This is a genomic window from Acidovorax sp., assembly GCF_021287135.1.
GTDB lineage: Bacteria > Pseudomonadota > Gammaproteobacteria > Burkholderiales > Burkholderiaceae_C > Acidovorax.
In genome coordinates, this window is record NZ_JAJTBB010000085.1 from 318,266 (window position 1) to 338,773 (window position 20,508).

Below are 20,508 nucleotides of genomic sequence, written 5' to 3' on the forward strand. Positions count from 1 at the left end.
GAGAAGCTACTTGCGCTTGTTGTTGCGGTCATTTCGGCGGCGGGGCACCCAGGCACCCATGCCGGCCAGCAGCGCGGACAAGCTCGCGGCGCTCCACCCACTCAGGGCCGGCACCGGTCGCACTGTCGGTCCGGGTGGGTCGATGGGAGGAGCGGCCGTAATGGTAATGGTCACCTTGCCGGGATATTTGGCCAACGACTTACCCTGCGCATCAAACTCTTCGAGCTCATACAGGAACTCATCGATGCCGACATAAGCCGGGTCGGATACGTAGACATAGGCCCCCGTCGTGGGGTCAAAGGAAACCAGTTGGCCGTGGGCTGGCTGTGAAACTGCGTGGAACTGGCCGCTCACCATGCCCGCCAGACGGTCGTTGGGCGCCACGCTCGCCGAGAGTTGCTGACCTGCCACGACGGATGCGGCATCGTCCACCACGCGAGAAAGGACGGTGATATTGACGGTCGCAAAAGTGTTGCTGGAGTGGCTTCCTTGGGCGTCTACCCAGCCTTGCCGCAACTCATACTTGAACTGGTCGGTGCCAAAAAAACCCGGCTGAGGTTCGTACAAGAACTTTCCGGCGAAATCAATGGTGAACGTTGCTGCATGCGCAGGCGTTGAGCCCGGGTCCGGGACGCCATCAAAGTCTGCATCAGCGCCTGCCGATATGGAGTACCAGCCCACCGAAGGATGAAAGTCATCATTGTCTTTGACGTTGGCCTGAACATATTGGCCGGCGTACAGGCCATAGGCGTCATCTGCAGCGGCGTACGAGCCCACGGGAGCTGGCGGGGAAGGCGGTACGGTGACAGGAGGGTTGGTTGCACCGCCAGCAGAATTCACGGTGACACTGATCGGTGCGAAGGACGACTTGTACAGCGCCGCTCCGTCCGTATTCATCAGGGAGTAATAGAAGCGGTCGACTCCTGTAAAGCCGGGATCGGGATAGTAGACAAAAGAGGCCGGGCCGCTTGGAAACTGGCTCTCATCAGGCTTCCGGACCACCAATCCGTGTTCTGGCTGACCCAAGAGTTGGACATCGACAATGACATTCGCGGTGTTCAGTTGCACGCCAACGTCGTTGCTCAGGGGCAGGATGGTGACCGACTTGTCTGCAACGGTTGTCGCGGCATCGGGCTGTGCCTGGGGATTGGCCGGATTGATCTGGATGCCGACGGAAGCGGAACTGGTGGTGCTGCCCTCTACCAGCGAATAACTAAGCCAGTCGTTCATGATGGCATCGCTCGTATTGGGCGGTGCGACATAGCTGAAGGCCCCCGTGGCGGTATCCGTCAGCGTGAACGTGCCTATCTGGGCTGGAGTGGCCTGGAAAGCGGGAGACTGTGCAGGGTCCAGGTTGTCGTTGGTCCCGAGGCTGCCGGAGATGGTTCCGCCCGACGGCGCGAACAACTGATCGTAGAGGGCTGGTCCGGCCTTCGCTGTCTGGGATGCCGCCGAAACCAGCAGCCCCAGGGCAACCAAGGCTGAGGGCGCTGGACGCAAAAGGCGACCGCTGGGGGCGTTTCCCTCTTCCGGTACAGAGGGCTTGGTGCCTGGGAGGGAAGATGTTTGAAGACTCTTTGGCTGCATGGCACGGGACCCATTCAAAAACTAGACACGGCAACGTGGTACCGCACCAACGCGAGCGGACGCGGGGTGGGGGCCCGCTTCACGGAATGTGGGCGACGTACGGGCCGACCCAAGCGAAGCGATCCCCTTGGGCTGTCGTTGTCGCCTCCAGCCCGGGCTATGGTCGCCTCGAATAAAAATTATCCGCCGAAGTCTAGAAAATCGATGCTGCAACCATCCGGAAGATTTTCAACGATTGTTAATTTTCGGCGTTGAGCGCTTATGGGTGCAGCCGTTGTGCACGCTTAGGCTGCTTGAAAAGATATTCGGAGGGCTCCTACTTCGCGATCGCAAAATACGCCTTCCCCCCCGCTGTAATCGTCACGCCACGCCCCTTGCGTCAGGCGCGGGGCTGGCGGCCAGCGATCAAGGTATTTGCAGCGGCACCAGCATTCCGCTGGCCCGGATCTGGGCATATGGCGCAAGGTCGATGTACTCGCCAATGCGTGCACGCAATTCCGCCTTCTTCGTCGTCACAAAAGCCAGCGGCATTTGCTTCAATTCCGAAATGGCTTGGTGATGCCGGGCATCCCATACGTTGCCACCATGAAAGGTGTAGATGTAGCACCAACCGCAGTGGCGCAGCCGGGTGATGGCGTGGCCTGCGGCGAGTATGGCCAGGCACAGCCCGGTGTCCTCTCCGCGAGGCACTTCCGGGTAGGCCGGCATCTTCTCCCGCTTGCCGAGCAAGGTGCCTTGGACAAAGTTCAGTGGATAAGCCTCGTCGTTCCAGTCATCCCAGACCAGGGTCCGCTCCTGGGGAAATCCGTGCAGCTGGTCGCTGAGGAAGCAAAAGTCTGCGTTCGCTTTCTGAAGCGCTTCTAGCTGCAACGCAATGCGCAAGGGGTGGCAGCGGTCATCATCATCCCACTGGCACACCAGATCACCACGCGCCAGCTTGACGGCCTGGTTTCTCAGCGCCCCCAGGGTTTGGCCGGCCGCAAGCTGATGCACTGCAATTCTTGTTGCGGTTTCCGTGCAGGGAGGAGCGTGCGTAACCCAGCGCCTCAGCAAATCGTCAAACGCATTATCGCCGTCGTGTGCAATCAAGAGTTCCCGCTCTGGATGGCTTTGCCGGCAGAAATCGGCGATGGCCAGCTGCGCCATTTTCAAGCGGCTGGGGAGTGTCACCATAATGCCGGTCACATGCATAAGTTAATTTCTTTCATCTGGCGAATTGGAGTGGTAATGGATGATATTGTTGGGCATTGTGCAGTGGATCTGCTGATCCGCGGGGGCCCATCTTCTTCCAACTTCGGCCGGCGATGACTGTTTCTATATTGATGACCTATCGCGAGACAAGCCCGCAGCGGCGCAGAAATCTGCTCACGACATTGCAATGGCTTGCGCACGAGGTGCCGGATGTGAAGGTGCTCGTGGTTGAGCAAGATACCTATCCGCGGTTGCTGGGTGGATTGCCGCACGGCAACCAGCAGGCCCTTTTTGCCTACAACCCCCATCGGTTCAACAAATCGTGGGGCTTGAACGTGGCCATGCGTGCTTCGGGTGCGTCCATTGCCGTCTTCACGGATGCCGATCTGATGGTTGCCGGCGGCATCCGGGCGCTGATCCAGGCCTGCGTGCAGCACAGCCCGGTTGCCAAACCTTATCGCGACGTGCTGGACCTTTCGGAGGAAGAGAGTGAGCGCGTGCACCGTGGAGAGCACGACTTCCGCCCAGCTCCGCGGCCCGGGCGCCGCGCCCACAACGAACATCTGGTCCTGTGCGGCGGCATGTTCGCTATCCGTGCCGATGCCTTCTACCACGTCGGAGGCTGGGACGAGCGCTTTGTCGGCTGGGGAGGCGAAGACGATGCCTTGAGCCTGAAGATCCAGCGCGCGAACATGCAGGTCGCGGCGCGGGACGGCACGGCCCTGCATCTGTGGCACCCCCGCGCAGTGGACAAGATGGAACGGCAGCACTATCTTGCGAATGTGGCGCTGTTCGAAAGCCTGCGCGCCAGCTCGGATGCACAGCTTCATCGCATGGCGGAAGTGCAGCGCCAGGTGATCGGCCACCAGGAAAAATACCGTCCAATGGAGGGTGCGCAATGAGCGATAGCCGGCCTGTGCCCGCGGCGCCGCAGAAGACGCATCTCATGATCGGCACGCCCGCCTATGGCGGCATGCTGCACATGGACTACCTGAATTCGCTGCTGAGCTACCAGCGCGAGGGCATTGAATTCACCCTGGCCACCATTGGCAATGAGAGCCTGATCACGCGGGCGCGCAATACGTTGCTGTCGCTGTTCTGGGCGAATCAGGCGTGTACCCACCTGCTGTTTCTGGATGCTGACGTGAGCCTGCCGTCCGCCGGGCTCAGGCACATGCTTTCGCAGCAGCGGGACGTCATCGGTGCGCCGGTTGCCTTGAAAGGGCGCAACCCACAGGGGCAGCGCATCTTCAATGTTGGCAAGTGTGTGGGGGAGGCCGGCGAACAGATACTGGTGGAGCACATCGGTACGGCAGCGCTGCTGCTCAGCCGCCGGGCCGTGGGTGCCTTGGTGGAGCAAGCGATCGCCCGAGGCGGCGTGTATGCGCCAGCCAGAGCGACTCTGCGCGGCACTTACAACGAGAGCGCCCTGATGTACGACGTATTTCAGGTCGGCGTCGTGGATGGCGTCTATCTTTCGGAGGACTACTGGGTCTGCCGGGCGCTGCGCCAGTTGGGGTTCGACATCCATGTGCAACTGGACGCCATAACCCAGCACCATGGCACCATGGCCGCCTGATCACCGCATGCAGATCATCAGTTTTCTGGCGCCCGGCGAGCCAGCACAACAGCCGGACCTGTCTCTCCTGGCCATCCGGTGTGTCCGGGCGCTCGTCAACGCGCAGGTGCCCGTGCACTGGCGGGTGCTGGCCGCGCCGGGGTCGGCAGTCGCCTTTACATCCGCCCTGGCGCCGAAGACGCTGACCGCTGAAGCGGTGGTGCAGATCAGCGAGCTCGACAGCGCCTTGGGTGACCTGGGAGACCTCTTGCGAGCCACGCGTGGGCCTGTGCCAGGCGGCGTGGCCCTCGCCATGACTGCGCCCCAGTGGTGGCCCGCGCTGCTGGCACCGCTGCAGGGCCGCCGTATCGCGTACCTGGAGCCCAGCCCCTTCCTGCAGCCGGAGCAGATCGCACCCTATTGCGGCTACCCCGACGAAGTGTGGCTGCCTGATGCGGACCTGGCGCAGCAATTGCGTCGGCATCAGCCCGGCCTGCGGACACGGATGCTGCCGCCGGTGCGCCGGCATGCGGTGCAGCAGGACATCTCGGTCGACCGCCTTGCCGCCTTTCGGCAGATGATGGGTATTGGTGACCAGACTTTTGTGTTCTATGCCATGCTGGACGCACACTCGGCGGAAGGTTGCGCAGACATGCTGGCGGCCTATGCGCTGGCATTTGATGGCGAGGCGAACGCCGATGTGACATGGGTTGTCCAATGCCCGCCGGAGTTTGTGGATCCCCTCCGCGACGGCACGCCGGTGCCTGCCGCGCAATTCATCGAAGGATTGCTTGCCGGGATGCCTTCTTCGCGCGGGCACGGCAGACCAAAAATCGTCTTGCTGGACCAGGACCTGAACTCCGCCGGAAGGGATCTGCTGCACGCCTGCGGCAACGCCTTCCTGGTACCGCGCAGCGGCGACGCCCTCGGGCTGCGCGCGATCGATGCCGCCGAGGCCGGCAATGAGGTGATAGGCCCGGCCGGAGGGAATCTTGAATATCTGCTGGGCGCAGCGTGGCAGGCGCTTGCAGGCTCGCAGTCTTCAGACGGATTTGTGCAAGCGCTGGCGCACGCCATGAAGAGCGCCTGGCTGCGCCGCGATGGCGACGCCCGTGGTCGCGATAGGGTCCAGTGGCACCTGGCCAACGCGCTGTCTGAGGCCGCATGGGTCCTGAGCGTTCAGCGCCTGCTGGGAGGCGCCGAAGCATGAGCAAGCGGTTTCACTTCATCTTTGGTTTGCGCCCGCAGACAGAGCCTTTCCATCTGGTCCACTACCTGTGCCTCTCGTCCTGTATCGCCGTGAACCAGCCGCAGGAAGTCAACCTCCACTTGCGGTATGAACCCTTTGGGCCGTGGTGGGACCGGATCAAGGGCCGGCTGAACCTGCGCAGCGTCGACGACCGACAGTCGTCAGGCTTCACCGAGGCACTTTATGCGCGCACCGAGGAAGGGCGCGTCATCGCAGGGCAGGGCATCAGCTACGCACACGAAGCGGATTTCATCCGCCTGGCCTTGCTCAGGGAAGAAGGCGGCGTGTACGCCGACATGGACACCCTGTTCGTCAGGCCGTTCCCCGACTTTCTCTATGAACAGGCTTGTGTGCTGGGCGAGGAGGACGCCTATCGCGGCGACAACGGCGTCGTGCAACCATCGCTGTGCAACGCCATCATTTTTTCGCAGCCGGGCAGCACGTTTGTATCGCACTGGCAAACGCAGGCGATGGAGGTATTTGACGGGACCTGGAGCAAGCACTCATGCCAACTGGCGGCCCAGCTCTGGCAACGCATGCCCCAGCATGTGAGCATCGCTCCGCGTCAATGGTTCTACCATTTTGGCGTGAGTCCTGCCGGTATCCGGTCCCTGCTGGAGGAACGGGCCATGGTCCCCCGCCAATTGCTCAGCATGCATCTGTGGGCGCACCTGTGGTGGTCAGAGCGGCGGACCGACTTCACAACATTTCATGCTGGCTTGCTGGACGAGGCCTATGTTCGCCAGGGAGCCAGCACCTATGCCTGGGCGGCCAGGCAGTTTTTGTGAGCGGCAAAGGACGCGGTGGCTTCTTGTGAGCGCGGGACCACCAAGTGCCGCGCTGCGGCTGGGATGGCGATGCCGAACAGGCCCTCAGAACGGCACGCTGACCCGGGCCGTTGCGCTGGTGTACCGGTACGAGCCTGTGCGGCCGGACAGCAGGGGCGCGGCGTTGCTCGCCTCCAGCCCCGCGAACCATTGGACGGCGCTGCGGCGGCGGGCGCCGATGCCGAGGCTGCCGCGCCACAGCGGGTCGGAGCCGCCGTCGATGCGCTGCCGCCCTGCGTCGATGCTGGCGCTCAGCACAAAGGCCTGGGCCACCTCGAACCGCGACGACAGGCCTGCCGACGCTTCTTGCAGGCGATCCGGCGAAAAATACTCGGGGCGGTACGGATTGGTGTTGTGGTAGCTGCGCGTCCTGACGTAGGCGTTCAGGCCATAGCGCTCATCCAGCGAGAAGTTCCAGCGCGTGCGCAGGATGGGCCGGTGGTTGTCATTGGAAAACAGTGCCGTGCCGGCCGCGATGCCGACGTTGAAGCGCTCGGAGAACGCATGGTCCAGCACCAGCGCCAGCGCGGTGAAATGGGTGCCACTGTCGATGCCCCGGATGGAGTTCACCAAGTCGCGCTCCAGGCTCACGCCCAGGGCGGTGGCGGGGCTGAGCTGTTCCATGTAGTCCAGGCCCCCGATTCCATAGCTGGTGCCGGCAACGCGGGCCGTGCCCAGGTGGGCGTCGATGGTGCGTTCCTTGTTCGTCTGCTTGTACGTGGCTTCGGCCAGGTTGCCGCTGGCAGCCCAGCCGGGGGCCGTGTAGCGCAGCGCGCCCACGCGCGCACCCCAGCCCGCAGCGTTGGCGTACCCCAGGGTCTGGCGGCTCTCGTGAAAGCCGTCCGAGTCATGGCTGGCGAACAGGGTCCCAGTCATCGATTGCGCGTGCGCGCCGCAGGCGGACAGCAGCGCCAGTGCCGTGATCAGCCGCGCTGCGGTCATTTGGTCCCCCAGTTCTTGGATCGACTCACCAGTTCCTTGATGTAACCCAGCACGCAGGCCGGCTGCAGCACCACGCTGTAGAAGAGGGCGTAGAAGACAAAGCCCAGCACATTGCGGCGGACTTTGAGCCCTTGCTCGATGAACATCTTGGACTGGACGGCAAACATGAGGTAGTTGACGATCATAGCCAGCGGCAGGACCAGCAGCGTCATCGGCCCGGCGATCCAGTACACGCCCAACAGCGCGAGGACCAGGCCCGGCACGAAGGCGAAGGTATAGACCAGGTCCATGTAGGGAAACAGCAGATTCCACCAGATGAACAAGGTGCTCATGCGTGCCTTGAACAACAGCCGCCAGTGCAGCTTGAAGGCTTCGATGAGGCCGCGCGACCAGCGCTGGCGCTGGCGTATGAATTGCAGCCAGGTCTCGGGCGCGTTGGTAAAGAGACAGGCGTTCTCTGCAAAGCCCACGCGGTACCCACGCTCCAGGATGGCCCAGGTCAGCACGATGTCTTCACCCACCGTGTGGGCCCATCCGCCCAGCTCTCGCAGCAAGGCCGTGTCGTAGATAGAGAACGCGCCCTGGGCCACGAGCGTGCCCTGGTACAGGCTCTGCAGGCGCTTGATGGCCGCGATGCCGTGGAAGTAGTCCCATTCCTGGATGGCCGTGACCATGTTCTTGCGCGAGTTGCGCACCAGCACCGCGCCGGCGACCGCACGGGTGTTCGGAGGGTCGCTCATGTAGCGGCGTACCAGGTTGCTCAGTGCGTTGTGGTGCAGGTAGGAATCGCCGTCCACCGTGATGGTCAGCCGGTGGCGGACAAGCTCCAGCCCCGTGTTCAGGGCATTGGCTTTGCCTACATTGCGCTCCAGGTTGAGCACTTGGAGCCAGGGATAGTCCAGCTGCGCCAGCTTCTGGGCTGTGGCGTCCGTCGAGCCGTCGTTGATCACCAGCACCTGCAGCGGGCCGGAGTATTGCTGGCGGGCAATGCTCTCGATGGTGGAGGCGATGTTGGTCTCTTCGTTGTAAGCCGCCACCAGGATGGAGATGCCCGGCAGCGTCGCCACGGCATGGTTCGCGGCCGGGCGCCGGTCCAGCAGCAGGCTGATCACCAGAAAGGCGTTCATGAAGCCAGGGACCACGGCAATGCCATAGATCACGGGGTAAGCCACCCAGGGACTTACCACGTGCCCGAGGTCGCGTATCCATGCATCCGCCGCGTAGATGGAAAAACCCATCCACAGGATCCCGACCAGAAGCGCAAACGTGAACTTCCAGCGCACGGGGACGTAGCGCGCAGGCCGCGCTGCGGTGCCCGGGCCGGCCGCCCGGGTGTGCGGCGCCGTGGGCGAGGCACTGTGCGCCGCGGGTGCTGGCGGCGAGGTGCCTCGCAGCGCTGTGGCCGTGAGGGAGGGAGGGGGCGTCATGTGGATAGGGGCGCACGGGAGCGTGAAAATGTCACGTACATGCGTCCATTTGTAAATAAAAGAAACTAAAGTGTACAAATTTTAGGGGGACTTTGCCATGCGTCAAGGTGTGGGCCCATGACGACGCTTGGTATCCCCGTGGACTCAGGCATGGCCGGGCGGTGCCACGGGCCTGTGCCACGGTCTGCGCGCTCGGTTCGGCGTGCGCAGCACAGGTGTCAGCTTGGCCGTCCAGGCCAGGCCTTCCCTGCGGGCGCCGCGCCCGTCAGGCCTGCACGGGAAGCAACAGGACGAATTCCGCCCCTTGACCCACCTCGCTGTTCACCTGCAGCACGCCGCCGTGGCGCTCGACTACGGTGCGCACCAGGGCCAGCCCCAGTCCCACGCCTGCAATGCCCGGGTGGCTGCGCTCGTGCAGCCGTTTGAACGGGCCGAACAGCTGGTCCTGTTTCTCGGGGGCGATGCCCGGGCCCTCGTCGCGCACGGAGACGGCCCAGTATTCGCCCTGGTCCAGGACGGCGCATCGCACCGTGCCTCCTGAGGGGCTGAACTTGATGGCGTTGTGCACGATGTTGGTTACGGCGCGCGACAGCAGCCCCCGGTCTCCCAGCGTGGTCGCGGCTTCCGGCGCATGGGTGACGACCAGCGTCGCCTCATGCTCCTTGGCCAGGGCCCACAGGTCGTCCACGGCCTCTGCCAGCAGGGCGACCAAATCCACCGGCTCCCTGCGGTACTCCTGCGACTCGGCACTGGCGAGCTGAACGAAGCTCTCGGCCATGCTCAGGGACTTGTGGGCGTAGCGTTCAATGCGCTGCACCAGCTCTGCACAATCGATGTGTCCAGGGTAGGCGCGCTGCATTTCCAGAAGGGTGAGGATGGACGCGTTGGGGGCTCGGATGTCGTGTGAGATGAAGTTCAATGCCTGGTCCCGTTGCAACTGTGCGCGGCGCATCTCGGTCAGATCCACCAGCGTCAGTAGCCAGCCGGCCTGGGCCAGGTCGGTAAAGGGGCTGCATTGCACCAGCAGGCTCCGGTCCTGGGCGTCGCGCGCCTCGGTGTGGCGCGGCAAGCTCCGGTTGCGCAGCGTGTCCTGCGTGATCAGGGGCTGCTCGGTCCCGGGCAGAACCAGGTCGTGCAGCAACTCGACCACGGACTCCCCCTGCAGCGTGGTGGTCGGGTGCATGATTCCCAGGTGCCGCCGGGCCGCCGCGTTGGTGAGAAGGATGCGCCCCTGCGGATCGCAAACCAGGATGGGCGTCGGCAACTGCTGCAGGCTCTCGCTGACGAAATGGTGCAGGTCACGCAGGTGCCGCGAGGCGCGCTCCACGGCGTTGATGCGCTTTTCCAGGAAGTCGCGGGAGTCGCTGGCGCCATCGGGCAGCCGCAGGGACAGGCCCTCGCGTTGCAGGCGGTCCAGCTCCAGGCGCAAAAAGTGTGCGGCAGCGCTGAGCCGCCGCCAACTCCACAGTGGGTAGGCCAGGGCCAGACCGGCCAGCGCGCCTGCCGGGGCGAACTGCAGCCCCGCCCAGGCAGGCAGCGCCAAGCTCAGCAGCAGCGTCGCGGCGGCCAGCCCGGCGCAGGTCAGCAACCCGGCCAGCGGGCCAGCCAGCAGCAGCACCACCAGTGCAACTGCCACGGGCGCCAGGTTGAAGGCCGCGTTCAGTACCGGGCTGGCGGGTTCGAGGCGCACGCCGGACAGCCGCGCATCCAGGACATGGGCCACCACCTCCACGCCCGGCATCAGGCGCGACCCGTGGCTGACCGGGGTGGCGAACATGTCGCCCAGGCCGGAGGCGGCCGCGCCCACCAGCACGTATTTGCCCTGGAATGCCGCGGGAGGCACCTGGCCCTTGAGCACGTCAATGTAGGAGTAGGTGGTGAAATGGCCGGGGCCGCCTCCGTAGGCGATCAGGCGGCGGTCCGTGCGCTGCCAGGCGTTTCCCTGTGCCCCATGCTCCCGGGCGCCGCACGGGAGGGCGGTAGGCTCGGCAACGCACTGCAGCGCGAGGCTGAAGTGGCGCCAGGGCGCAGCCGCTGGCCCCTCTGACAGATACAGGCTGCGCACCACGCCGTCCGGGTCGGGCGCCACGTACACATGGCCCAGGGCCGCTGCGGCGTCGGCGAAGGTGTGCCAGGGCAGGTCGGAGCTGTCTGCCGCCGGGCCATGGCCGCGCTGCAGCACCGGCAGCACCACGCGGCCGCTGCGGGACAGCGCGTCGGCCAGCAGCACGTCATCCTGGGGGTAGTCCAGGTCTTCTTCGTTGAACAGAACGTCCATGCCGATGGCCAGCGGCTGCTGCGCGCTGATCCGCGAGATCAGCTCGGCATGCAAGGCCCGCCGCCAGGGCCAGCGGCCAATCGCAGCGATGCTGGCATCGTCGATGGTCACGATCACGATATTGGCGGGGGTGGGCCGCGCAACCCACCGCAGCCCCGCGTCCTGCACGATGTGGTTGATGCGGTCCAGGCTGGTGCCGAGCCAGGCAACCAGACCCAGCAAGACCGCGGACAGCAAGGCCCATTCAATATGCCGCTGAAGGCTGCGGGTGCGGGCGATGCTCCACATGGCTTAGCGGTGCAGCGGCATGGAGCGCGGCGTCAACCGGCGGGGCGTGGAAACGGTCGGCCGCTCAAGGGCGGCGGACCGGCTGGCCATCGGAAGTCGACACCGGCAGGCCGCCCCCCGAGCGTACTCCCGAGCCGACCCGGATCAGGCGCGGCTGCGAAAAATCGCCCTGCAGGCCTGTGGGGTCCAGCACCTGGATGCGCACGAGGTATTCGCCGGGCGCAAGGTGACTGGCTGCCCATTCCGGAGCCTCCAGCACGGCATCGTGCAGCACGTCGGCGAATGCGGGATCGGCCGCTGCGGCCAGTTGCAAGCGGAACCGCTGTCCCGGCTGGGCGGGCCAGTGCACGCGCACGGCTGCGTCTCCGTCCTGCGCCTGCAGGGCTTTCAGTGGCACCGTGCCCGGTCGGTCGGCAATGGTGAAAGGCTGTGGTTGCGCAAACGGCCCTTGATCGACCTCGTCAGGCGCGGGGGTGGGCAACTGGCTGGCGGTGCGCCAGAAATACCGGCCTGCCGGCAGCGAAGCCAGGGACAGGTGGCAGTCGGTCAGCCGCTGCGCGTCCAGGGCGGGCTGTGCGAACTCCGGGTCGGCGGACACCTGGATGCGGTACCAACTCACCCCCGGCACCTGCGTGCAGCGCAGTTCGCCCGCGCCCGTGGCGAGCACGGTGCCAGGCGTCGGCAGCTGGTACAGCGGGGGCACCGGCCGCGTCTTGAGGGAAAACTTCGACACGCCGGGCAGACCGGGAATTCCTGCGTCGTCCAGCGCGCGGACGGCGAGGTAGTAGGTTCCGTCGTCCAGCGTCGGCCACTGCAGGTGGCTGTCGGCAAAGCGGCCCTGGCGCAATACCTTGGTGAAGTCCGCGTCATAGGCGACCTGGGCTTCGTACGCCGCCGCACCGGCGAGCGCGGGGAGGTCGATGGTCACCGTGCCGGCCTCTTGCGGCATGGCGATGAGGTGGCCGGTGTCGGGTGCCGGCAGCAGTGGGCGCGGGGCGCCCAGCGTGCCATCGGAGGCAATGGCCATGCCCTGGCCTGGCTTCAACAGCGCGCCGCCGCCGTCGGCCGCCGCGCCCTGGCGGGGCTGAACGGCCACCGAACCGTCCAGCACCGAGGCCACGGTCTGTCCGGCGTCGTTCACCATCACGCTGTAGCGTGTGCCGCGCACGCTCGTCACCGCGCGGGGAGTGCGCAGTTCAAAGCGGCGAGCGGTTTCGCCATTGGGGGGAATGGTGGATTCCACGGCGCCGCTGCGCATTTCCAGCACCGACTGCAGGCTGCCTGCGCGACCACGGCGGCGCAGTTGCCGCAGTTGCAGTTCGGAGCGGGCCTGCACCCGCACCACGGTGCCATCGGCGAGCTTGACGGCCACGAAGGCGTCGGGGCCGACCTGCAGCACGGCCCCCTCTTCCAGCCGCCCGCCGGGCACCACCGGCATGGGGGCACTGGAGCCGTGCGGACGCAAGGTGGCTTGCCCTTGAACAAACGCGACTGTCGCGGTTTCCGAAGGTTGCAGGCGCACGGGAATCCAGACCACCGTACCTGGCTGCAGCCGGCGCGGGTTGCTGACCTTGTTGCGGGCCTGGAGCAGCGGCCACTGGGCGGGGGCGTTGAGGTAGGTTCTGGCCAGGTCTTCCAGGGTGTCGCCCTGTTGCACCGTGTGGGCGATTTCGTCGCGCTGCTGGGCTTCTGGCGCGGTGCGCGCATCGGTCGCGGCCCAGGACAGGGCTGCAAAGCCTGCCAGTGTCAGCGCGGTGGTGGCGCGCAAGGTCCAGCGGTGGCGGCCAGGGTTCATTGCCAAGTCATTCTCCTTCGTGCCACACGGCGGGCGAAGCATTGCCGGCCCGGGGGGCACGACGGGGTTGTGGGGGAAGAACGGCTTTTCAGGTCTTTGGCTCAGCGTCGATGGCTTCGAAACGGTAGCCCACGCCGTACACCGCAGAGAGGATGAAGCCGTTGGAGGGCCGCAGGTCCAGCAAGGTGCGCAGGCGCGAGATGTGGGTGTCCAGGGAGCGGGACATGACGTCGCCCACTTGGCCCCAGATGATTTCCTTGAGGTGGTCGCGCGACAGCAAACGCCCCATGTTCTGGAAGAGAAACAGGGCCAGTTCGTATTCGCGGTTCTTCAGCTCCACGGCGACGCCGTCGATTTCAATGGCCCGGGTGTCGGAAAGAAAGCGGTAGCGCCCAAATTCCTGGACGCCGCTGGTCGTGGCGGGGTAGGCGCGGCGCAGCAGGGCCGAAACGCGGGCCGTCAGCTCGCCAATGCGCACGGGTTTGACCATGAAGTCATCCGCCCCGCTGCCCAATCCTTCGACAATGTCGCGCTCTGTCTGCCGGTTCGTGACGAACAGGATCGGCAGTTGCGGGCCGATGTGCTGCCGCACCCAGCGAACCACTTCCGGGCCTGCCATGTCCGGCAGTTCCCAGTCCACGATCAGCAGATCAAAGGTCTCACGGCGCAGCGCTCGCAACAGGTCGCCACCCTGGAGGTAGGTGTGGCAGGCATGGCCCATGGCCTCGGTGGCCTGCTTGATGAGATCGAGTTGGAGTGCGTCGTCGTCCAGCGCCGCGATGCGCATGGTGTCTTCCTTTGAACATGCAGTTGACGATTATTTTCGATATCGGCCTATTGGCCGCGTCCTGCGGGACTACTGCATGTCCGTTTTGACATTTGTTGACGGAGTGTCGCGTTCAGGGGCTGATTTCGCGCACCAGCCGCATGCCCACCAGCGTGTAGCGGGTCTGGGGGGTGTTCCAGTTGCGGTAGCCGCAGCGGGCATAGAACGCCCAGGTGTGCCAGGACCCACCGCGGCGCACGCGCACGCTGCCACTGGCGGGGCCCTGCGGGTCCTTGCGGGGAGCGTGGGCGTAGTAGGTGTCTCCGTGCCAGTCGGATACCCATTCCCAGGCGTTGCCCAGCATGTCGTGCAGACCAAAGGCGTTGGGGGCGTAGCTGCCCACGGGGGCGGTGAAGGCGTAGCCGTCGCTGCCGGGCAGTGCTTGCTGGCGCCAGCGGGGCCAGAAGGGGGCGGCTTCCTGGTCAAAGGTGTTGGCCGTGCGCAGCAGGCCGCCGGGGTCGTCGCCGTGCGGGTAGCGGGTGCGGGTGCCGGCGCGGCAGGCGTATTCCCACTCGGCTTCGGTGGGCAGGCGGTAGCGGTGGCCTTCGGTGCGGGTCAGCCATTGCGCCAGGGCCTGCGCATCGTTCCAGGTGATGTTGACGACCGGGTGGTCGTCGCCCTGCGCAAAGCCCGGGTTGCGCCAGGAGTACCGTGGGTCGCGCCCTTCAAAGGCATCGCCGCGCTGCGTGGTGGAGGGATCGTATTGGGGGTTGTAGCCGTATCCGCCGGTGCCGTCGGCTTCCGATTCGGGCTGGTACCCCGAGGCTTCGAGAAAACGGCGGAACTGCCCCACGGTCACTTCATGGCGGCCCAGGTAGAACGCCCGGGTGATCTGCACCGTGTGGGCCGGGCCTTCGTCGGCCAGTTCGGTGAAACGGCGGAACTCCAGCCCGGGGTAGGCCTGCGCCAGGGCTTCGGGCGGCTCGACGCCGCCCATGGTGAAGCGGCCTGCCGGAATGCGCTGGAAGACCATGCCGAGGCTGTTGGTCCAGGTGGAAGGTGGGGCTGGGGGGCCGGCGCCGTGGGAGGACGCGGCGCCAGCGAGCAGCCATCCCGCGGCCAGCCATCGGGCTGCCTGCGGTGCGCTGCGAAGCGAAAGGCGGCGGGGCGAAGCCATGGCAGCGCTGCAGGGGCGATCAGGGCTGCCGGTCAGGGGCCTCGCTCACACACTCGAAGACGAGGCGCGAGCCGTCGTTGCGCAGCAGCTTGGGAAACAACGCGAGCCGCTGGCATTCGCGCGTGGCGGCGGCATAGGCGGGCGAGGTGTCCGGCCCGTACACAGGGACGCTGAATGTCCGGTCGCGGCCGGACGCCATGGGGCCGGAAGGGTGGTGGGGCAGGGTGGCGCTGTCACAGCCGGCCAGCAGGGCGGCCGCGCAGACAAGGGCAGCAGGCATGAGTTTCATCGGAGCCTCCAGGGTGCGGGAGGCCAGTGTATGCGCAGCCCGTGCGTTGGCAACCGGAGGATGGACTTTTAGCCATTTTGGCCCCTAGCGCTTGATGGATAAGCGCTGGCTGCTATCAAAAAATGACTGTTGGGCGGCGCTTGGCCGCTTGCTGGTGCCCGGCTGCGGCGCCGGGGACTACGCGGCAGCAGCGTCGGCCAGGGCCTGCAACGCGGCGGCCACGTCGGCGGGCGCTACGCCCTCCACCGGGACCAGCCGCGGGGCGAGGTCTTGCAGCGCCTGGGGGGCCTTCTGCAGCTGGGCGATGGCCTGGCCTGCTTCCTTGGGCGCATCGAAGCCCGCGCTTTGCAACAGCAGGCGGCCCTCGGCGTCCACCAGCTTGAAGTAAAACTTGCCATCCGCCTCGCGGTACTGCTTGAACGAAGGCAGCGCCGCCTTGGCTGCCTTGGCCGCCTTTTGCGGCGCGGCGGCCTGGGCCAGGCTGCGCAGGCCCACGGCGGCGCGCAGTTCGCGGATGAACGGCGTGGCCAGCGCGCGGGCGCGTTCCGCGCCGGCCAGCAGCGTGGCTTCGATGCGCGCCGGGTGGGCCATCAGCTCCTCGTAGTGCGCGCGCATGGGGGCAATGACCTGGTCCACGCGCTCGAACAGCACCTGCTTCGCGTCGCCCCAGGCAATGCCGTCGGCATACGCCTTGCGCAGCGCTTCGGTCTCGCCGGGCGTGGCAAAGGCCTGGTAGATCTGGAACAGCGCCGAGCCCTCGGTCTCCTTCGGTTCGCCGGGCGCGCGCGAGTCGGTCAGGATGGAGCCAATGAGCTTCTTGAGCTGCTCGCGCGAGCTGAAGAGCGGGATGGTGTTGTCGTAGCTCTTGCTCATCTTGCGCCCGTCCAGCCCGGGCAGCGTGGCCACGTGCTCGTCGATGGCGGCTTCGGGCAGCACGAAGTGCTCGCCGTACAGGTGGTTGAAGCTGGCGCCCATGTCGCGCGCCATCTCGATGTGCTGCACCTGGTCGCGCCCCACGGGCACCTTGTGGGCCTTGAACATCAGGATGTCGGCGGCCATCAGCACGGGGTACATGAACAGGCCTGCCGTCACGCCGTCATCCTGCTCGCGGCCGGCGGCGGTGTTTTTGTCCATGCTGGCCTTGTAGGCGTGGGCGCGGTTGAGCAGGCCCTTGCCGGTCACGCAGGTCAGCAGCCAGGTCAGTTCGGGGATTTCGGGGATGTCGGACTGGCGGTAGAAGGTGACGTGCTCGGGGTTCAGCCCGGCCGCCAGCCAGCTGGCCGCGATCTCCAGCGTGGAGCGCTGGATGCGCGCTGGGTCCTCGCACTTGATGAGCGCGTGGTAGTCGGCCAGGAAGTAAAAGCTCTGCACGCCAGACGTGAGGCTGGCCGCCACCGAGGGGCGGATGGAGCCCACAAAGTTGCCCAGGTGGGGCGTGCCCGTGGTAGTGATGCCGGTGAGGTAGCGCGTGGTGCTCATGGAACGAAAACTGCGGAGGAACGAAGAAGGGAGAGAAGCGCCCGTGGCGCGCTCAGCGGATCAGGGCCGTGAGCGGGGTGAGCAGCAGGTTGATGGCGCTGTAGCCCAGCGACATCAGCGGGCGCAGCCACAAGGTGCCCACCACCCCGGCGATGACCAGGCCCATGACGATGAAAAAGCCCCAGGGCTCGATGCGCGACACCATGTGCGCCTGGCGCCAGGGCAGCAGGCCCACCAGGATGCGCCCGCCGTCCAGCGGCGGCAGCGGAAACAGGTTGAACGCCCACATGACCAGGTTGACCAGCACGCCGGCGCGCGCCATCTCGATGAAAAAGCGTTCGTCCACGCCCAGCCCCACCAGGGCCACCAGCAGCACCGCCCAGACCACGGCCTGGAAGAAGTTGGACGCCGGGCCGGCCAGCGCCACCCAGACCATGTGCTGCTTGGGGTTGCGCAGGTTGCTGAAATTGACCGGCACCGGCTTGGCGTAGCCGAACAGGAAGGCGCCCGACGTAGCGAAGTACAGCAGCAGCGGCATCAGGATGGTGCCCACCGGATCAATGTGCTTGATCGGGTTGAGGGTGACGCGCCCCATCATGTAGGCCGTGTTGTCGCCAAAGTGGCGCGCGGCATAGCCATGGGCGGCCTCGTGCACGGTGATGGCAAACAGCACCGGCAGGGCGTAGATCAGAACGGTTTGGATAAGGTTGGCAAGGTCCACCCGCCGATTGTCTCAGACCGCGCGCACGCTCCGCGGTCGGCGTCCGTGGCCGGCCCCCCGCTGAGAATTGTCAACCAGCACCGGGGGGGCGATTGGGGGTAGTACGTACACCCGGGCACGCCGCGGCCGGGCAATCGTTGCTAGCATCGTGCGGGCGCATCCGGTGCGCCAGCCGCCCCGGCGGGGCGGCCACGACAAGATCACACACCTACGGAGACTCCCCCCACATGCTGAACCATCTGAAGATCGGAACGCGCCTGGCGCTGGCTTTTGGGGGCATGGCCTTGCTGGTCCTGTGGCTGGCGGGCACGGCGCTGTCCGGGATTGGCGAGGCCGAGCAGGCCCTGCGCGGCGGCGCGGCCTCGGCCCAGGCGCAGGCGGCGCTGGCGCACCTGCACAGCACGCGCGCGTGGGTCATCGGCTGCAGCGGCGTGGCGCTGGTGCTGGCGCTGGTGCTGGCGCTGGCGGCCGTCTTCGTGCTGCGCAAGAGCATCGTGGTGCCGCTCAACCAGGCCATCCTGATTGCGGAGACGGTGGCATCGGGCGACCTGAGCCAGGAATTCGAGTCGGAGCTTGGGGGCGATTTCGGCCGCCTGCTGCAGGCCCTGGGCACCATGGAAGACACGCTGACCGACCTGGTCACGCGCATCAAGCAGGACACCGACGCGGTGACCGCCTCGGTGGCAGACATTGAGCAGGGCAACACCGACCTCTCCCGGCGCGCCGAAGACCAGGTCACCTCCCTCACGCAGACCGCGGCCAGCATGGAGCAGCTCACGGCGACGGTGCGCCAGAACGCCGAACGCGCGCGTTCCGCCAGCGGCCTGGCGGTCAAGGCCTCGGCCATCGCCGAGCAGGGCGGCGCCGTGGTGGGCGATGTCGTGCACACCATGCAGGCCATCAGCGGCAGCTCGCGCAAGATCGTGGACATCATCCAGGTCATCGAAGGCATCGCGTTCCAGACCAACATCCTGGCGCTGAACGCTGCCGTCGAGGCCGCCCGAGCGGGGGAGCAGGGCCGGGGCTTTGCCGTGGTGGCGAGCGAGGTGCGCAGCCTGGCCCAGCGCAGTGCCGTGGCGGCGCGCGAAATCAAGGCGCTGATCAGTGCCTCGGTCGAGCAGGTGGAGAGCGGCGCGGGCCAGGTGGGCCAGGCCGGCTCCACCATGGCCGAGATCGTCACCGCCGTGGGCCAGGTGAGCGCGCTGCTGGGAGAGATCTCCATCGCGTTGCACGAGCAGAGCGAGGCCATTGGCCACGTGAACGGCGCCGTGTCCCACATGGATGGCACCACCCAGGAGACGGCGGCGCTGGTGCAGCGCGCCGTGGACACCGCGGCCTCGCTGAGCATGCAGGCCCGGGGGCTGGAGCAGGCGGTGGGGGCGTTCCGGCTCTAAAGCCCCAGCGCCTGCAGGCTGCCGCGGCCTTCGCGCACGACCACCGGGTCGCCGCCGGTGCCCATGGGCGTGAGGTCCACGACGGTGGTGGGCTCCTGCGGGCACGCGCCCGCGTCCACGATGGCTTCCAGCACCTTTTCGTAGCGCGCGCGGATCTCCTCGGGGTCGTTCAGCGGCTCGGTCTCGCCCGCGGGGATCAGCGTGGTGGCCAGCAGCGGGGCGCCGTGCAGTTCCAGCAGCAGCTGCAGGCCCTTGCGGTCGGGCACGCGCAGGCCGATGGTTTTGCGCGAGGGGTGGCTCACCCGGCGGGGCACTTCCTTGGTGGCCTCCAGGATGAAGGTGTAAGGCCCGGGCGTGGCCTGCTTGAGCAGGCGGTACTGGCGGTTGTCCACGCGGGCGTAGTTGGCCAGCTCCGACAGGTCGCGGCACAGCAGCGTGAGGTGGTGCTTTTCGTCCACCTGGCGGATGCGGCGCAGGCGGTCCGCCGCGTCCTTGTCGTCCAGCTGGCAGACCAGCGCGTAGCTCGAGTCCGTGGGCACGGCCAGGATGCCGCCTTTTTGCAGCAGCGTGGCGCCTTGCTTGAGCAGACGCGGTTGCGGGTTGTCGGGGTGGACTTCGAAGTACTGGGCCATGGGGTGCGGTGCGGGTCGGTGCGGCGCGCGGCTTCAGGCGGCGGGCCGCTGGATGCGGTGGGCCAGCAATTCCCACACGGGCGTCAGCGCGCCCGGCAGCGGGGGCAGCGTGCCCAGGTCGGTGTGCGATTCGTCGGGGCTGTGGAAGTCGCTGCCGCGCGATGCGGCCAGGCCGAACTCCTGCGCCATGTCGGCATAGGTGACGTATTCGGCTGCGGTGTGGCTGCCCGTGACGACTTCCACGCCGCGCCCGCCGTGCTGCTTGAATTCGGAGAACAGCGCGTATTCCTCGGTGGCGGTAAAGCGGTAGCGCGCGGGGTGCGCTATCACAGCCAGGCCGCCAGCTTCGGTGATCCAGCGCACGGCGTCTCCCAGCGTGGCCCAGCGGTGCGGCACGTAGCCCGGCTTGCCTTCGGTCAGGAAGCGGCGGAACACCTCGGCCGTGTCCTTGCACACCCCGGTTTCCACCAGGTAGCGCGCGAAATGGGTGCGCGAGATGAGGTCGGGGTTGCCCACGAACTTCAGCGCGCCCTCGAACGCATTGCGGATGCCTACCTGCGCCAGCTGGGCGGCCATTTCCTGGGCGCGCTCGGCACGGCCGCCGCGGGTGGCCGCCAGCCCCCGGGCCAGCTGCGCGTCGTCGGGGTCGAACCCCAGGCCCACGATGTGCACCGTGGTGTCGGCGAAAGTGACGGAAATTTCGGTGCCGGTGAGGTAGGCCATGCCTTGGGCCCGGGCTGCGGCCAGTGCGCGGTGCTGGCCGCCTACCTCGTCATGGTCGGTCAGCGCCCACAGCTCCACGCCGTTGGCCTTGGCGCGGGCCGCCAAGTCCTCGGGCGACAAGGTCCCGTCGGACACCCGGGAATGGCAGTGCAGGTCGGCATTGAGGTAAGTCACTGATTCATTCT

Annotated in this window: 18 protein-coding genes; 5 read left to right on the plus strand and 13 right to left on the minus strand. The window is 66.4% G+C overall.

The annotated features are described in order from the left end of the window. Nucleotides 1-6: 6 nt before the first annotated feature. Together LWW96_RS21075 and LWW96_RS21080 are read right to left on the minus strand one after the other, a co-directional pair. On the minus strand, nt 7-1,479 hold the full coding sequence (locus LWW96_RS21075) for an Ig-like domain-containing protein (RefSeq protein WP_291489818.1): 1,473 nt from the start codon (nt 1,477-1,479) through the stop codon (nt 7-9). Between the two features lie 513 nt (nt 1,480-1,992). Continuing rightward, entirely contained in the window at nt 1,993-2,778 is a 786-nt protein-coding gene (locus LWW96_RS21080) for a glycosyltransferase family A protein (RefSeq protein ID WP_291489819.1), read from the minus strand. A gap of 131 nt (nt 2,779-2,909) precedes the next feature. Here LWW96_RS21080 and LWW96_RS21085 point away from each other — a divergent pair, with 131 nt between their 5' ends. From LWW96_RS21085 to LWW96_RS21100, 4 genes are read left to right on the plus strand one after another with little or no spacing between them, the layout of a single operon-like run. After that, nucleotides 2,910-3,680, plus strand: a complete 771-nt coding sequence (locus tag LWW96_RS21085) for a galactosyltransferase-related protein (protein ID WP_291489820.1) — start codon at nt 2,910-2,912, stop codon at nt 3,678-3,680. Between the two features lie 44 nt (nt 3,681-3,724). Then, nucleotides 3,725-4,357, plus strand: a complete 633-nt coding sequence (locus LWW96_RS21090; RefSeq protein WP_291489821.1) for a hypothetical protein — start codon at nt 3,725-3,727, stop codon at nt 4,355-4,357. 7 nt (nt 4,358-4,364) lie between these two features. Then, complete coding sequence (locus LWW96_RS21095; RefSeq protein ID WP_291489822.1) at nt 4,365-5,546, plus strand: hypothetical protein; 1,182 nt, start codon at nt 4,365-4,367, stop codon at nt 5,544-5,546. Further along, nucleotides 5,543-6,373: a glycosyltransferase gene (locus tag LWW96_RS21100; protein ID WP_291489823.1), complete on the plus strand. Its 831-nt coding sequence runs from the start codon at nt 5,543-5,545 to the stop codon at nt 6,371-6,373. The genes LWW96_RS21095 and LWW96_RS21100 overlap by 4 nt, the downstream gene beginning before the upstream one ends. Nucleotides 6,374-6,457: 84 nt before the next feature. Here LWW96_RS21100 and LWW96_RS21105 read toward each other — a convergent pair whose 3' ends face one another. The 9 genes from LWW96_RS21105 to LWW96_RS21145 form a co-directional block, all read right to left on the minus strand. Beyond that, complete coding sequence (locus tag LWW96_RS21105) at nt 6,458-7,354, minus strand: hypothetical protein (protein ID WP_291489824.1); 897 nt, start codon at nt 7,352-7,354, stop codon at nt 6,458-6,460. After that, entirely contained in the window at nt 7,351-8,781 is a 1,431-nt protein-coding gene (locus LWW96_RS21110) for a glycosyltransferase (RefSeq protein ID WP_291489825.1), read from the minus strand. Before LWW96_RS21110 ends, LWW96_RS21105 begins: the two co-directional genes overlap by 4 nt. 265 nt (nt 8,782-9,046) lie before the next feature. Continuing rightward, nucleotides 9,047-11,347, minus strand: a complete 2,301-nt coding sequence (locus LWW96_RS21115; protein ID WP_291489826.1) for a CHASE2 domain-containing protein — start codon at nt 11,345-11,347, stop codon at nt 9,047-9,049. 64 nt (nt 11,348-11,411) lie between these two features. Beyond that, on the minus strand, nt 11,412-13,142 hold the full coding sequence (locus tag LWW96_RS21120) for a FecR domain-containing protein (protein WP_291489827.1): 1,731 nt from the start codon (nt 13,140-13,142) through the stop codon (nt 11,412-11,414). An 88-nt stretch (nt 13,143-13,230) separates the two neighbouring features. Beyond that, the gene (locus LWW96_RS21125) at nt 13,231-13,929 is read right to left on the minus strand and encodes a response regulator transcription factor (RefSeq protein ID WP_291489828.1); all 699 of its coding nucleotides are present in this window, start codon (nt 13,927-13,929) and stop codon (nt 13,231-13,233) included. 112 nt (nt 13,930-14,041) lie between these two features. Beyond that, nucleotides 14,042-14,941: a formylglycine-generating enzyme family protein gene (locus LWW96_RS21130; RefSeq protein ID WP_291489879.1), complete on the minus strand. Its 900-nt coding sequence runs from the start codon at nt 14,939-14,941 to the stop codon at nt 14,042-14,044. Between the two features lie 163 nt (nt 14,942-15,104). After that, the gene (locus tag LWW96_RS21135; protein ID WP_291489829.1) at nt 15,105-15,374 is read right to left on the minus strand and encodes a hypothetical protein; all 270 of its coding nucleotides are present in this window, start codon (nt 15,372-15,374) and stop codon (nt 15,105-15,107) included. Between the two features lie 177 nt (nt 15,375-15,551). Beyond that, a complete protein-coding gene (locus LWW96_RS21140; RefSeq protein WP_291489830.1) occupies nt 15,552-16,853 on the minus strand; it encodes a tryptophan--tRNA ligase in 1,302 nt (433 codons plus the stop codon). A gap of 52 nt (nt 16,854-16,905) precedes the next feature. After that, complete coding sequence (locus tag LWW96_RS21145) at nt 16,906-17,574, minus strand: site-2 protease family protein (protein ID WP_291489831.1); 669 nt, start codon at nt 17,572-17,574, stop codon at nt 16,906-16,908. A 227-nt stretch (nt 17,575-17,801) separates the two neighbouring features. On the opposite strand from LWW96_RS21145, the gene LWW96_RS21150 reads away from it, so the two are divergent. Beyond that, nucleotides 17,802-18,968 (plus strand): methyl-accepting chemotaxis protein, encoded by a 1,167-nt coding sequence (locus tag LWW96_RS21150; protein ID WP_291489832.1) that lies wholly within the window; start codon nt 17,802-17,804, stop codon nt 18,966-18,968. Here the strand turns inward: LWW96_RS21150 and LWW96_RS21155 are convergent. Continuing rightward, complete coding sequence (locus LWW96_RS21155) at nt 18,965-19,600, minus strand: L-threonylcarbamoyladenylate synthase (RefSeq protein ID WP_291489833.1); 636 nt, start codon at nt 19,598-19,600, stop codon at nt 18,965-18,967. The two genes, LWW96_RS21150 and LWW96_RS21155, sit on opposite strands and share 4 nt — an antisense overlap. Before the next feature lie 33 nt (nt 19,601-19,633). Then, nucleotides 19,634-20,497 (minus strand): 3',5'-nucleoside bisphosphate phosphatase, encoded by an 864-nt coding sequence (locus LWW96_RS21160; protein ID WP_291489834.1) that lies wholly within the window; start codon nt 20,495-20,497, stop codon nt 19,634-19,636. Nucleotides 20,498-20,508 lie beyond the last annotated feature (11 nt).